General features: G+C 38.0%; 12 protein-coding genes. All 12 read left to right on the top strand.

Features of this window, described 5'->3' with window-relative positions; translation table 11 throughout:
* Positions 1 to 174 precede the first annotated feature (174 nt).
* Entirely contained in the window at positions 175 to 387 is a 213-nt protein-coding gene (locus CLOSA_RS13875) for an SHOCT domain-containing protein (RefSeq protein WP_013273391.1), read from the top strand.
* An 80-nt stretch (positions 388 to 467) separates the two neighbouring features.
* Positions 468 to 2072 (top strand): recombinase family protein, encoded by a 1605-nt coding sequence (locus tag CLOSA_RS13870; RefSeq protein WP_013273390.1) that lies wholly within the window; start codon positions 468 to 470, stop codon positions 2070 to 2072.
* Positions 2069 to 3043, top strand: coding sequence for a recombinase family protein (locus CLOSA_RS13865; RefSeq protein WP_013273389.1), 975 nt, complete (start codon positions 2069 to 2071; stop codon positions 3041 to 3043). Before CLOSA_RS13870 ends, CLOSA_RS13865 begins: the two co-directional genes overlap by 4 nt.
* Positions 2991 to 4646, top strand: coding sequence for a recombinase family protein (locus CLOSA_RS13860; RefSeq protein WP_013273388.1), 1656 nt, complete (start codon positions 2991 to 2993; stop codon positions 4644 to 4646). The genes CLOSA_RS13865 and CLOSA_RS13860 overlap by 53 nt, the downstream gene beginning before the upstream one ends.
* Before the next feature lie 127 nt (positions 4647 to 4773).
* Positions 4774 to 5166, top strand: coding sequence for a hypothetical protein (locus tag CLOSA_RS13855; protein ID WP_013273387.1), 393 nt, complete (start codon positions 4774 to 4776; stop codon positions 5164 to 5166).
* A gap of 371 nt (positions 5167 to 5537) precedes the next feature.
* Positions 5538 to 8294, top strand: a complete 2757-nt coding sequence (locus CLOSA_RS21810) for a PAS domain S-box protein (protein ID WP_013273386.1) — start codon at positions 5538 to 5540, stop codon at positions 8292 to 8294.
* A gap of 1 nt (position 8295) precedes the next feature.
* Complete coding sequence (locus CLOSA_RS13840) at positions 8296 to 8712, top strand: bacteriohemerythrin (RefSeq protein WP_013273385.1); 417 nt, start codon at positions 8296 to 8298, stop codon at positions 8710 to 8712.
* Positions 8713 to 8753: 41 nt separating this feature from the next.
* Positions 8754 to 10364: a diguanylate cyclase domain-containing protein gene (locus CLOSA_RS13835; RefSeq protein ID WP_013273384.1), complete on the top strand. Its 1611-nt coding sequence runs from the start codon at positions 8754 to 8756 to the stop codon at positions 10362 to 10364.
* A 126-nt stretch (positions 10365 to 10490) separates the two neighbouring features.
* Complete coding sequence (locus CLOSA_RS13830) at positions 10491 to 11870, top strand: recombinase family protein (protein WP_041708642.1); 1380 nt, start codon at positions 10491 to 10493, stop codon at positions 11868 to 11870.
* 792 nt (positions 11871 to 12662) lie between these two features.
* Positions 12663 to 12833: a hypothetical protein gene (locus CLOSA_RS22705; RefSeq protein WP_013273382.1), complete on the top strand. Its 171-nt coding sequence runs from the start codon at positions 12663 to 12665 to the stop codon at positions 12831 to 12833.
* A gap of 173 nt (positions 12834 to 13006) precedes the next feature.
* Entirely contained in the window at positions 13007 to 13312 is a 306-nt protein-coding gene (locus tag CLOSA_RS13825) for an ArsR/SmtB family transcription factor (protein WP_334290399.1), read from the top strand.
* A 74-nt stretch (positions 13313 to 13386) separates the two neighbouring features.
* Positions 13387 to 14400, top strand: coding sequence for a permease (locus CLOSA_RS13820; protein ID WP_013273380.1), 1014 nt, complete (start codon positions 13387 to 13389; stop codon positions 14398 to 14400).
* Positions 14401 to 14414: the final 14 nt, after the last annotated feature.

The following is a 14414-nucleotide window of genomic DNA, read 5'->3' as shown; positions in this document are numbered from 1 at the left end:
TTGTGTCAAATACAGTGTGTGAATGAATAAAAACTGACTTAATGTCAGAAGCCATGGGGATTGCAAGAGTCTATAGACTTGCTTTCTTCTGGTGTTCGCGGATGCGGGTGTCAGGAGAAAGGCAATCCCTATTTTTGTGATATTAAGCAAAATGAAAGATTGGAGGCAAAAGATATGGATTTTGATTTAACTAAAATCGGGGAAGAAGAAGCGAAACTTCATGGAATGACCAGAGAGCAATCCAAGGGTGAAGTTCAATATAAAATGGCACTGAAGATGTTAGACATTCTGATGAGAAGGGGCATCGTGAGCGAGGAAGAGTACGAAAAAATCGATCATTTGAACCGCCAATCCTTCTCCCCACAGCTTGCTAAGGTATATGCGTAAAAACACTTGCTATGTTCCAGTCTTTGGAGTATTGTGTGTTGCTAAGAAGGGGCACATGCCCAGAAAGGAGGAAGACGCATATGGCAAAGAAAGTAACTAAAATAGAACCGGTGAGACAGAATGTCATACAAACTCTCAGACCGAAAAAACGGGTTTGCGCTTACTGCAGAGTTAGCACGGATTCCACCAAGCAGCACACCTCCTACGTAGCTCAAGTGGAATATTACGAAAGCTATATCGGAAAACGTGAGGATTGGGAATTTATCGGCATCTTTGCGGATGAAGCAAAAAGTGGAACAAAGGTTAAGAGCCGAGATGAATTTTTGCGAATGATGCATGAATGCGAAAATGGCAATATCGATGTCATCATCACGAAATCGGTCACTCGGTTTGCTAGAAATACAGTTGATAGCATAGAAGCCATCCGGAAACTGAAATCCCTTGGAGTGACAGTATACTTTGAAAAAGAGAACCTCAACACCCTGTCAGAGCAAAGCGAACAGATGCTGACGATTTTGAGCTCCTTGGCACAAGGGGAATCCGAAAGCATCTCGACCAACAACCGCTGGGGTATTCAAAAGAGATTTAGGGATGGCAGTTATAGGCTCAGCACAGTAGCCTATGGATATACGAAGGATGAAGATGGCGAACTGGTGATTAAAGAAGATGAGGCGGAAATAGTACGCCGAATTTACCTGGAGTATCTGGGTGGTAAAGGATCCTACGTCATCACAAGAGATTTAAATAAAGACCAAGTTCCAACCGTTAGAACGGCAGAAACTTGGAATGAAAGTACAGTGAAAGAGATTCTTCAAAATCCTATATATGAAGGTGATCTGATCTTACAGAAAACCTACACCACTGAGGTACTCCCGTTCACGAAGAAACGAAATCGTGGCGAGATGCCTCAGTTTTTTATTAAGGATAACCATGAACCGATTATCACCAGAGAACAAGGACAAATGGTTCGGGAGATTTATGAATATCGAAGGAAACAGATGGGGAATGACCGCAGTGAAAAATATCAAAACAGGTACGAGTTCAGCAGCATAATCATGTGCAGTGAATGCAATGGCTCATTTAAAAGGCAAAAGATCTACATTGGTAAGCCTTACGAGAAAATCCAATGGAGCTGTACAAACCACATTAAGAACAGTGCAATGTGCAAAATGAAGCCGGTTCGTGAGGGCATCATCAAAGATGCCTACCTGACAATGTGGAATAAACTTGTCAGCAATTATGTGTACATACTCATCCCGATGCTGGACTCACTTAAGAATCTTCGAATCAATAAGGAACAAGAAACTGAAATTGAAGAATTAAACCATAAGATCATGGAACTGACTGAGCAGAGCCATATCCTGAGCCGAGTAGCGCAAAAGGGATATGTGGACTCTGCTCTTTTTATACAGAAACAAAATGCTCTGAATGTTGAACTTGAAGAAACGAAGAGAAAAAGGAACAGCCTTCTGGATTCCAATGGGTTCGAAAAGGAGATTACTGGTACTCAAAGACTGCTTGAAATCATCCGGTATAACCCCGTGATTATGGAGGATTATGATGAAAGCCTCTTTAGCCATACAGTGGAGCAGGTGATTATCGGTCAAAAGAATACGATAACCTTCAAACTGATTAATGGACTGGAGTTGATAGAGAAGGCAGGAACAGGTGGTGAGCAGGAATGATGCAAAGACATATGCCCATGGGATACAAGATGGTGAATGGAGCAGTTGAAATACAAGAGGAACATGCGAAAACGGTAAAATCAATTTTTGCAGATTACATCGCTGGGAAATCTATGTTTGCCATCGCAAAAGACCTGACCGCAATAGGCGTACTTAATGCTAATAAGAAGCCGAATTGGAATCATGGTTCAGTGGGGAAGATCCTGCAGAACATCAGGTATCAAGGGGACGAATTATATCCAAGACTTATTGATGACGAGACCTTTAAAAAGGCACAGGAGCGAAGGGGAAGAGTAGAGAAGAAACTCAGTAGAACACAGCAAGTGCAAGCCATTCGAAATCAAACGGTTTTCAGCGGCATGATCCGATGCGGCGAATGTGGTGAAAACTACAAGAAGTACATCGAGCATGCTGGAAAGTCTTCTGAAAAGGTCAAATGGAAGTGCAAACACTATATCTACCAAAACCGGGTTTTGTGCAAAAACCATTTCTTCACTGATGAAGACTTGAAAGAGATTTTTATAGAAGCCACCAATCAACTATTAAGGCAAAGGTGGCTGATCGAAAAAATCAAACCGCAAGAACCGCCGAAGATGAGCTTGGATTTAAGAGAGACAGAAAACCGGATTAAGGAACTGGAGCTGGAAGGTGACTACTCGAATCCGATACTACCGGAACTGATACTCAGGCGAGCGCAGCTCTACTATGCAGGGGCCAAAGTATATGATCAACCAAGAAATGCTGAGAAGTTGAAAGAAGCTCTTGCGGAAAACACCACCTTGACGGAATTTGACGAGGAACTGTTCAAAACGATTATTAAGCAAATGACCATTTATAAAGAAACCAAGATAGCGGTTGAATTTATAGGTGGCATCACCATAGAAAGACCCATAGAAACCCAAAGAAAGGATGGTAACCATGGCAGTAGCAAAAAAGACGGTAGCAATCATACCGCCTCAAATGAAATATGATAGACATGTACGAGTAGAACAGAAAACGCTCAGGGTAGCCGCTTATTGCAGAGTCAGTACGCTTCTAGAACAGCAGGAAGGCAGCTACGAAGCGCAGGTCGATTATTATACAGAAAAAATCAATAGCAACCCAAACTGGAAGTGTGCTGGAATATTCGCCGATGATGGGAAAAGCGCCACACAGACAAAGAAACGTGACGATTTCAATGCCATGATTGATGCATGCATGGCTGGAAAAGTGGATCTGGTACTGACAAAATCGGTTAGCCGATTCGCTAGAAACACAGTTGATGCCCTGCAGTGCATTCGAAAGCTTAAAGAAAAGAATGTGCCGGTAATCTTCGAAAAAGAGGGCGTCAACACCATGGAAAGCGGTGGCGAACTCCTGATTACGATCCTAAGTAGTCAGGCTCAGGAGGAAAGCCGGAATATCAGCGAAAATACAAGGTGGGGCTTAACCAGAAGATTTGAAAACGGCATCATATCGGTAAACCATAAGAAGTTTCTCGGCTACACTAAAGATGACGATGGTAACCTCATCATCGTTCCGGATGAAGCAGTGATTGTTAAACGGATTTTCAGAGAGTATCTGGAGGGAAAAAGCATCATACAGATTGCCAAAGGACTACAAGATGACGGCATAAAGACCGTAACAGGGCTCGAAAACTGGCATCCTGGCACCATCGATAAGATGCTCTCAAACGAGAAGTTCTGCGGAGATGCCTGCATGCAGAAAACTTACACCATCGACTTCCTCACGAAAAAGAAGGTCAAGAACCAAGGGTATGCACCACAGTACTATATCGAAGACAACCATGAGGCGATTATCCCGAAAGAGCTGTTTCACCAAGTACAGGTTGAAAAAGCCAGAAGAGCAAGTCTCAACAAAGCTGCAGTAACAAGAAAGGCAAATAAGGCTAAGAAAGAAAAGAGCAAATATAGCTCAAAATATGTGCTGACGGAACTCCTGACTTGCGGAGAATGCGGTCACTCATACAGAAGACAGACATGGTCTAAATATGGTCAGAAATCAGCAGTATGGCGCTGTGAGGACAGACTTAAGCAAGGGACAAGCTCCAAATGTCATCACTCGCCAACCCTGAAAGAAGAACAACTGCACGATGCAATCATGAAGGCAATCAATAAAGTGGTCGAAAATAACGGCGATTTTATCGGAACCTTTAGAGAGAATGTGATTCGAGTCATCGGTAACTATAGCACCAAAGGGGTTACAACTGAATACGATGACCAGATCGATGCCCTGCAAAAACAGATGCTGACGCTCATCGAAGATAACGCACGACAAGGAGCTGTCAGCGAAGAGTTTGATGAAGCATACAGAAAGTTATCCGAGCAGATAAACGAGCTAAAACAGGCGAAAATACAGCTTGTAAGGGCACAGAAGCAAGCTGAGAACTATGCCGAAAGAGTTGATGAACTGGACAAGGCAATCAAGACCGTAAACCCAGAGGTAAGAGAGTTTGATCAAGAACTGGTGAAAAGATTAATCTACAGCATCAAGGTCAATAAGGGCATGAAAATTACCATACAGTTTCACTCAGGGATTGTTATGACTGAGAGTGTGGATTATTTCGAAGACTAATAAATAGGAATAACAGAAAAGGAACAATGGCCGTGGCTGAATAAGTAGCTGCGGTTTTCTGTTTGGACTTGCCGATTCAGTAAAGCTAAAGATCTGCCCAAACGACTTAAAGAATGGAGAAATGATAATGACGAAAGAAGAACTATATGAACTGATGGAAGACGGTAACCTTGGATATGCCTGTGTTTTCAAAAGAGAAAATCAAGGAACGCATACCGATTATATGTTCAAGATGACAGCAGAAAACATTGCCAATTTCATTGGAAAAAATGCTTATATAGCGGATAAGATCATCATGACAGATATGTGTGACAGATTGATTTGCGAATCAGTATTTGGTGGATTTCTAATGAATTGCCCGGATCAGGATTTGTGCCGAGAGATTATTCCACACCTTGCTCCAATACAGATGGGAGAAGCAGAACCTAAAGACATAGCGGTAGCAACCAGAGAAGAAATGGAAGAGCTCTGGGCTGCTGAGGAAGAGGCAGTGATGCAGGCAGAATTTAGGATGCTGTAGATTGGAATAGCGTATCCATTGAAAAATGTGATACGCTAACTTACATAGCTGTTGCAATAACTAGATTTCTGCAAGCAAATTACATTGCGAATGTATTTGCAATCTGGTATAATTTAGATTGTAAAAATATTAAGAATAACATTAAAGACGATCAAAATCAAGGTGTGTGCAAAATATAAAGCATTTCGTAATATTTGTCGATAATATAAGGAATAGAGCTGATGCCAATTGAAGCAAAGCTTAGGAAAGCACATAGGTGTGCTTTTCTTAATGATATGGGTATGTATACACTGATTAGTATGTTTTCCTCGAATTCAAATAAAAATCTCACTCTATATAGATAGAGTTGAAATAGATAGGGGTACCAACAAATGAAAAGGTTTTACTTTATTTTCTCACTATTAATCATTTTTATATCATTGGCTAGTGTATCTGCGTATGCTGATACTACTGATGCTTATAATCCGGATACTATATTTGAGAATAACAAATCTGTTATGCTTCTCATTGATTCGACAACTGGGGATATTATAGATGCAAACAGTGCAGCCGCTGACTTTTATGGATACACGAGAAAAGAACTTACTAAAATGAAAATCAGTGAAATTAATATACTATCTGATCAAGAAATAAAAGAAGAAATGAAAGCCGCTATCCTTGAAAAAAGAAATTACTTTGAGTTTAAACACCGTTTAAAGGATGGATCAATAAAAGATGTTGAGGTTTATTCTTCTCCGGCAAGCGACAAGACAGGTAATGCTGTTCTGTTTTCAATAGTCCATGATATTACGGCAAAAAAGCTAGCAGAAAGAGAAGCAATCAGAAATAAAATGATGGTGATTTATTTGTTTGGAGCTATTATCGTCACATTAATTATTGCTGTTTTCGTTATAAATCGAGTTAAAAAGAATGAAAGAACTAATAAAAATAAGTTCAAAACCCTTTTTGAAAACATGAACGAAGGATTCGCACTACACGAAATAGTGGTAAATCAAGATGGTCAACCAATTGACTATCGTTTTTTAGATGCTAATCATGCATTCGAAAAAATTACAGGCTTACAGATTGATAAAATCAAAGATAAGACTGTAAAAGAAGTGTTCCCTAATACAGAACAATACTGGATTGACACCTATGGTGATGTTGCAATCCACGGAAAAAACGTGAAATTCTCGAATTACTCTAGCGAATTGGACAAGCATTTTAATGTGAATGTGTACAGCCCACAGGCGAATTATTTCGTTACTGTTTTTACAGATGTAACGTTAGAGAAAAAAGCACAAGAACAGATTGAAAGTGAAAAGAGACTTCTTGAAACAATTTTAGAAGATACTCTTTCTGGTTATTGGGATTGGGATTTGAAGGCGAACACAGAATATTTGAGTCCATCATTTAAGACCATGTTTGGTTATTCAAATGATGAACTTGAGAATTCCCCAGAGGCTTGGCAAGCCATTATTTTTAGGGAGGATCTTCCAAGAGTTTTTGAACAATTTGAAAAACACGTTTCATCTAAGGGCGAAGTTCCGTTCTATAACGAAGTTAGATATCATCATAAAAATGGTTCTACAGTATGGGTTATATGTTCAGGTCGAGTTGTTGAATGGGATGGAGATAAACCTCTTAGGATGGTTGGTTGCCATATAAATATTTCGAAGATTAAAGAGCTGGAACATATCAATGAAGAAGAAAGAACCTTATTCAAAACAACACTTCATTCTATTGGCGATGGTGTAATTTCCACGGATATTAACGGAAACGTTGATATCATGAACAGTGTTGCAGAAAGTTTAACTGGCTGGACAATGGAAGAAGCAAAGGGTCATCCGTTTAAAAGTGTTTTTGTAATTATCAATGAATTTACTAGAACGAAATGTGATGATCCGGTAGAAAAGGTGTTTAAAACCGAGGAAATTATTGAACTTGAAAATCATACATTGCTTATCAAAAAGAATGCTGAAGAAGTGCCTATTGAGGATAGTGCAGCACCAATTAGAGATGAAAAAGGAAATATTACAGGTGTGGTTGTCGTATTTAGAGATTGTAGTGATAAGAGAGAAAAACAAGAGAAAATTCAATATTTGAGCTATCACGACCAACTTACAGGACTATACAATAGACATTTCTTCGAAGAAGAATTGTTGAGATTAGATGTCGAAAGAAACTTACCGTTTACAATTGCCATGCTAGACGTTAATGGACTTAAGCTTACCAATGATGCTTTTGGCCATGAAGCGGGCGATTTGCTTTTGAAGAATGTAGCAAAAGTTCTTAAAAATGAGTGTCGAACAGATGACATTATTTCAAGAATAGGTGGAGATGAATTTATCATATTACTCCCTAAGACAAGTCCTACAGAAGCGGAGCTGATTGTTAAAAGAATTTACAAAGCTATTGACGAACAAAAGGTAGACAATATTGTCATATCAGTTTCAATTGGTTGGGAGACAAAAGAATATATTAGCCAAGATATAAAGGAAGTGTTTGCCAAAGCTGAAGACTACATGTATCGCAAAAAGATTACCGAAAGCCAAAGCATGAGAAATCAAACAATAAAAGTGATTATGCAAACACTTCATGAAACCAATGCAAGAGAAAAAGTTCACTCAGAACGCGTTGGAAAATTATGTCGAAAAATTGGCGAGTCCATGAAATTAGATGATGAAGTGCTTAAAGAATTAGAACTAGCTGGATTAATGCATGATATCGGAAAAATTGCAATCAATAACGACATATTGAACAAGCCTGGTAAACTCACAGATGCTGAATTTACGGAGATTAAAAAGCATCCGGAGATCAGTTACCACATTTTAAAATCTGCGGATGTATATACCAGACTTGCAGAATATGTTTTATCCCATCATGAACGATGGGATGGGAAAGGATATCCAAGAGGTATCTCAGGAGAAGATATTCCACTGGTTGCGAGAATCATAACAGTAGCAGATGCTTATGAAGCTATGACGGCCACTAGGACATATAAAGAAGCTTTCTCTCATGAACAGGCTATCGAAGAATTGAAACGCTGTGCGGGCACTCAATTTGACCCAGATATCGTTCATGCTTGCGAAAAGTACTGTTGGATGATGAATGGTAACTTTACAACTGAATTAAAGGGGGATCATTAAAATGTTTCTATGGAAAAAGGAATTTGAGTTAGGCATAGGTTCAATCGATGACCAACACAAGATGTTGCTTGAAATTGGCAATCGCATCAACGAATTATTAATCAATCACGAAGAGGACGATGATAATTATGATGAAATCTTTACGGTGATTGAGGAACTAAAAGATTATACTATTTATCATTTTAATACCGAAGAAGAGCTTTTTATTAAGTATAAATACCCGGAATACGACGAGCACAAGAAGGAACATGATGATTTTATTGCGTACATTGAATCAGTAAATCTCGAGAATATTGATGACAATCAGAAAATGTTCTTGAAAGAACTGCTTGGAAAAATTGTTCAATGGGTATTCAAACATATCATTACAACGGATTTCATGTATAAAGACTATTTACTTAAACTTGGTATGAAATAAATAATTTGTTCTGTAAAGCAGAAAGAAAAGAGGTGCTGTTGTTGGATGGGGATATTGGTCATAACAAAAGGAACACTATAGGGTATTTCATAATATCTTTTGCATTGGTATTTGCTCTCTCGTTTTTGGTTTTATTTTTTCTTGAAAAAGAAGTACGAACAACTAAGATTGAGGCTGTGCAGAGTCAAGAACAAAGGGTGGTTAAACTAGAAAGCGACTTCATGGGGCGTGAATTTAGCATGGTATTATCAGACCTACATTACCTCCATCATGCATTTGAAAATGAATTATTAGATACGAACAGCTATGTAAATGTAGCTGCTAACTGGGCTGAGTTTTCTACTCAAAGGCGTATATATGATCAGATCAGATATATAGATGCTAATGGAGATGAAAAAATCCGTATTAACATTAGTGAAAAAGGCGGGTACATTGTACCTGCAAAAGATTTACAAAATAAAAAAGATCGCTACTATTTTACTGAAACAGTAAAACTCAATGAGGAGAGTGTCTATGTATCTCCTCTCGATTTAAATATTGAGCAAGGTAAAATAGAGATTCCTTATAAGCCAATGATCCGTCTTTCCACTCCAGTTTATGATGAGAAAGGCAAACTACAAGGTATCATTGTGTTGAATTATCTCGCTGATTATATGTTGTCAGGATTTAGAGATTTGGCGAATAATAGTCAAGGCGAAATCATTCTACTGAATGCAAATGGGTACAGTTTATCGTCATCAAATCCTGAGAATGATTGGAACTTTATGTTTGATGAGAAAAAAGAAAAAACTTTTGAACATGATTTTCCAAATGAGTGGAAGTCTCTTATTGAAAACAAGTCTCAATTTACTACTGAAAAAGGACTGATAACAGTAACACCGGTTGTTTTAAGTCATAAATTCAATGCGGACAAAATGAACATCCACGATCAACAGATTATTCTTGGGGATGGAAGTTGGTATATTGTTTCATTAATCGAAAGAACTCAGAAAAACGGAGAGCTTTTTAATGACAATGTATGGGCAATGGGCTTAGATGTTTTCGTAAAGAATATTTATTATTTTATTTTGATAGGCATCATTTCAGGCATAGTTGGGTTCTTAGTCTATGTTAATAGAAAGACGTATTCGAGAATTAAATATTATTCCGAGTTTGACCCGCTTACAAAGACCTTTAATAGACGTGCAGGTATTGCTAAGCTGAATGAGTTATTTCCATCTGATGATAGACGTCAATTTTTAGGTAGTTTATGTTTTATCGATATTAATGGCCTAAAGGAAGTTAACGATACACTCGGACATAAATTGGGAGATGAACTCATAATAACGGTAGCTGATATTATAAAAAGAACAATCCGCGAACAAGACTTTTTAGTGCGATTAGGCGGAGATGAGTTTTTAATTGTATTTAATGGTATTGGAATCGATATGGCTGAAAAAATATGGGAGAGAATTGTTCAAGAGTATAATCAAATTAATAATAATGAAGACAGAGCTTACTTAATCAGTGTAAGCCATGGAGTCGTTGATTTTGACAATAAACAGAAAACTCATGTTGATGATTTGATTAGTGCTGCTGATGAAAAGATGTATCATGAGAAGCAAATCATCAAAGCTAATTTGAGCGTGATTAAGGAACATAAAAAAATTTGATAATTCCGTTACAAGGGCTTTGGCGTACGCTGAGGCTCTTTGGTTTTGTTACAACTTTGATTGATTTCTAAAATAGATTTGATTTTGTATAATAAGAAAGTAAAAATTAAATCTATAAAGGAGAGAATGAAAGTGCAGCAAAAGGACATTACAATAATCCCGCCCGATCCCAAGTATGACTCACATATTAGGATTGAACACAAAACTCTAAATGTAGCAGCATACTGCAGGGTCAGTACAAGATTTGAGCAGCAGGAAAATAGCTATGATGCTCAAATAGCTTATTACACAAGAAAAATCGGAATGAACAAAAGTTGGAACTGTGCCGGTATCTATGCTGATGAAGGTAAGGCAGCCACTGGTACGAAATTCCGTGATAGCTTCAATGATATGATTGAGGACTGTTATGCTGGCAAGATTGATCTGATTCTAACAAAATCAATAAGTCGGTTTGCTAGGAATACGGTAGACTGCTTAAGGATTATCCGCGAGTTAAAAGAAAGGCAAATCCGAATTCTATTTGAAAAAGAGAACATCGATACAATGGACAATACCGGTGAGTTACTAATCACCATCTTGAGTAGCCAAGCACAAGAGGAAAGCCGTAACTTGAGCGAAAACACAAGGTGGGGAATTATCCGGAAATTTGAACAAGGTATTGTTCAGGTGAATCACAAGAAGTTTATGGGATACACAAAAAATGAAGATGAGAAGCTAATCATTATTCCAGAAGAAGCTGCAGTTGTTAAAAGAATATTTGATCTTTATCTGCAAGGACTTGGGACTTATAAAATTGCGAGAGTACTTGAAAGTGAAGGAATAAGAACAACGACAGGAAAAGAAAAATGGCATCACGAGACGATTTATAAAATGCTTCAATGTGAAAAATACATGGGAGATGCAATTCTGCAAAAAACCTATACGATTGACTTTTTAACAAAGAAGAAAGTCATGAATAATGGTTATGTAAAGAAGTACTACGTTAGAAATAGCCATGAGGCAATTATCACAAAAGAACAGTTCTATCTTGTTCAAGAGGAAATGAAACGGAGAAGCTGTGCTAGTGAAAGAAGCACTAGAAAACGATACAGTTCAGCTTATCCGCTAAGTGGACTTATTATCTGTGGCAAATGTAGCGGCACTTATAATAGAGTGTCATGGCAGAATAAAAGTGGCAAATCCTTTGTCTGGCGATGTCGAGAGCGATTGAAAGCTGGGACTGTGCAATGTAAACAGTCAGCAACTATAAGAGAATCAGAAATGATGAAATTATTGAGTAAGTTATTCAATACGATTATAAAAACGGATCCTGCTGACTCGACAGTGTATTTGATCAAAACAAAAGCGGTTCTAATAGTAAACCTTGGAGACAAAGGAGAGTTCAATGATGACGATTTAACAAAGCAATTACTGAACAAGGTAATTGAACGGATTGTGGTCAAGGATGAAAAAACTGTAATAGTACACTTCAAAACCGGATTAATAATGGAAAAGACTTTATCATGACAATTGAATAATTGTTCAGAATAAAGCTCTCAAACCACAACAAGTTTGAAAGTTTTATTGCGCACAATTTTTACTGACTGGTAAAGTTGTAGCAGCACTACAAGTGCCGAACAGAAATGGCGTCCCCTTTGATTTTAAAAGAGCGGAAGTTAGGACTCGAAAAACGGATTATTGTGATCTGATTTTGAGAAAAATACCCCTCCGCCAAGGAACCAATGGGTCTTTACGACATCATTTTTGTCTACTCAAGGCACGTTGAGTGCGTGATTCTGATGCAACGTTGTGGTTTGAAAAGCAAAAAGTAAGGATTGACCACAATATATAGTGGTTTGAAGGCGAAAAAAGAGCAAAAATCGGGGCAAAAAATGCACGTTTTTTATCCCCTTTTTCAGCGAAAAATACTGATGCAAAACGATATTTTTGAGATATGCCCCTTAAACTGATGTTAAAATCATTCTTGAGATATAGAAGATTTTCATAAAAAAATATAATAATAAAACGGATAGAGCCGGAGAATTGAAGTGCATTTTAGCACTCAGATTCTCCGGCTTTTTTTGTGTCCAGAAAGGAGAGCCATGCTAATACGATATAAGAAAAATAAGAGAACGGCTTGCTATGATTCGGATAGCCTTGTTTCTAGCAGCAAGTCGAAAAATGATCCGCATCCTCTTGGACCATTCCCAAGCTGCGGTGACTGCCCCTATCCCTCCCATGGATTTATCTGCTATAGCGCAGAGGAAAATTGCCTAAGAACCGATATGCAAAAAATATATCAAAGGAGGACGAACAAGCATGAGTGACATGAATGAACACCATCAGAAGTATGTAAACGAACACAGTTCAGCATTTCAAAATTCCAAATTTTATATCGAAGATGATGCTGCGAAAGAGGTGTACTACAACCCCGACTCCAATGCAGGCGGTCAACTTGTAACCAATCGTTATTCTTGCTGTTACTACTGAAAAATATGAGGATTATGACGGTGAAAGGTGGGTAATTATGGGGGAGAGTATGTAATCTTAAATAATGGTACAAAGTGTGGTAAAAAAGTCTTCAGAACATATTGACATTTATCGATTTGAAGAATATGATATAATCATATCGAATAAAATAGATATGAGGTGATACAGTGTCAATAATTGAATACGAAAAAAATGCAAAGGTCTTTAAAGCATTTTGTGATGAAAACCGTCTTATGATTTTGGAACTTTTACAGACAGGTGAGAAATGTGCCTGTAAGCTGTTGGAAGATTTGAATATCGGTCAATCTACCTTGTCCCATCACATGAAGATATTGTGTGATTCCGGGGTTGTGAATGCCAGAAAAGAAGGTAAATGGACACATTATTCCATCAGCGAGGAAGGCAGTGCCTATGCAAAAGAGCTGCTTGATAAAATCACTAAACTATATAGTACTGTGCAGGAATGTTCCTGTAGATAGAGCCATTGAAAGGATGGCTTTATCATAACAGTATATATTGACAAAATTAGATTTAATAAGAAAGGAAGATTATAATGCAGATTTTACAAGATATAGGACTGTTTATTCAAAATCAGGTTCTGGCCATGAAATGGCTCAATACACTGATTGGTAATATGCTTTCTTCATTGGGGTTTGATATTTCAAGCAGGCTTTGGGGAAGTGTGCAGTTCTTTCTCTATGATGTTATTAAAATAACGATATTGTTATGTACATTAATTTTTATGATTTCTTATATCCAGAGCTATTTTCCGCCAGAACGCAGTAAGAAAATCATGGGCAGATTTCATGGAATACATGCCAATATCATGGCGGCTCTGCTTGGAACAGTAACACCATTTTGCTCTTGTTCCTCGATTCCACTATTTATTGGTTTTACCAGTGCCGGACTGCCTCTTGGAGTAACATTTTCCTTTTTGATTTCTTCTCCTATGGTAGATCTTGGTTCTCTAGTCCTTCTTATGAGTATCTTCGGAGTAAAGGTTGCCGTTGTTTATGTAATCGTTGGTTTGATTGTTGCAGTAATTGGAGGTACTATCATTGAGAAGATGCATATGGAACAGCATGTTGAGGAGTTTATTCGAACTGCTTCCACAGTAGATATTGATTCACCTACGTTAACGAAAAAAGAACGGGTCATATACGCAAAAGATCAGGTGGTATCAACATTTAAAAAGGTATTTCCATATATACTGATAGGAGTTGGTATTGGAGCAATCATCCATAACTGGATACCGGAAAGCTGGATTGAAACAGTACTTGGAAGTCACAATCCATTTGGGGTAATACTTGCTACGCTGATTGGAGTTCCAATGTATGCTGATATTTTTGGTACCATTCCGGTTGCCGAGGCTTTACTTTATAAAGGTGCTCAGCTTGGAACAGTACTATCCTTCATGATGGCAGTTACAACTCTCAGTCTTCCTTCCATGATCATGCTTCGCAAGGCTGTTAAACCGAAATTGTTAGGGCTGTTTATTGCTATTTGTACCATCGGTATTATAATTGTAGGTTACTTGTTTAATTTCTTTCAATACTTATTTGTTTAAATGAGGAGGTATAT

Origin of the sequence: [Clostridium] saccharolyticum WM1, from assembly GCF_000144625.1 — a bacterium.
GTDB lineage: Bacteria > Bacillota > Clostridia > Lachnospirales > Lachnospiraceae > Lacrimispora > Lacrimispora saccharolytica.
The sequence above is the reverse complement of the archived record's forward strand: the minus strand, read 5'-3'. Positions and strand labels throughout refer to the sequence as shown.

Coding starts and splice junctions, on each gene's coding strand:
- CLOSA_RS13875 (WP_013273391.1), top strand. CDS start 175: ATGGATTTTGATTTAACTAAAATCGGGGAAGAAGAAGCGAAACTTCAT.
- CLOSA_RS13870 (WP_013273390.1), top strand. CDS start 468: ATGGCAAAGAAAGTAACTAAAATAGAACCGGTGAGACAGAATGTCATA.
- CLOSA_RS13865 (WP_013273389.1), top strand. CDS start 2,069: ATGATGCAAAGACATATGCCCATGGGATACAAGATGGTGAATGGAGCA.
- CLOSA_RS13860 (WP_013273388.1), top strand. CDS start 2,991: ATGGCAGTAGCAAAAAAGACGGTAGCAATCATACCGCCTCAAATGAAA.
- CLOSA_RS13855 (WP_013273387.1), top strand. CDS start 4,774: ATGACGAAAGAAGAACTATATGAACTGATGGAAGACGGTAACCTTGGA.
- CLOSA_RS21810 (WP_013273386.1), top strand. CDS start 5,538: ATGAAAAGGTTTTACTTTATTTTCTCACTATTAATCATTTTTATATCA.
- CLOSA_RS13840 (WP_013273385.1), top strand. CDS start 8,296: ATGTTTCTATGGAAAAAGGAATTTGAGTTAGGCATAGGTTCAATCGAT.
- CLOSA_RS13830 (WP_041708642.1), top strand. CDS start 10,491: ATGAAAGTGCAGCAAAAGGACATTACAATAATCCCGCCCGATCCCAAG.
- CLOSA_RS22705 (WP_013273382.1), top strand. CDS start 12,663: ATGAGTGACATGAATGAACACCATCAGAAGTATGTAAACGAACACAGT.
- CLOSA_RS13820 (WP_013273380.1), top strand. CDS start 13,387: ATGCAGATTTTACAAGATATAGGACTGTTTATTCAAAATCAGGTTCTG.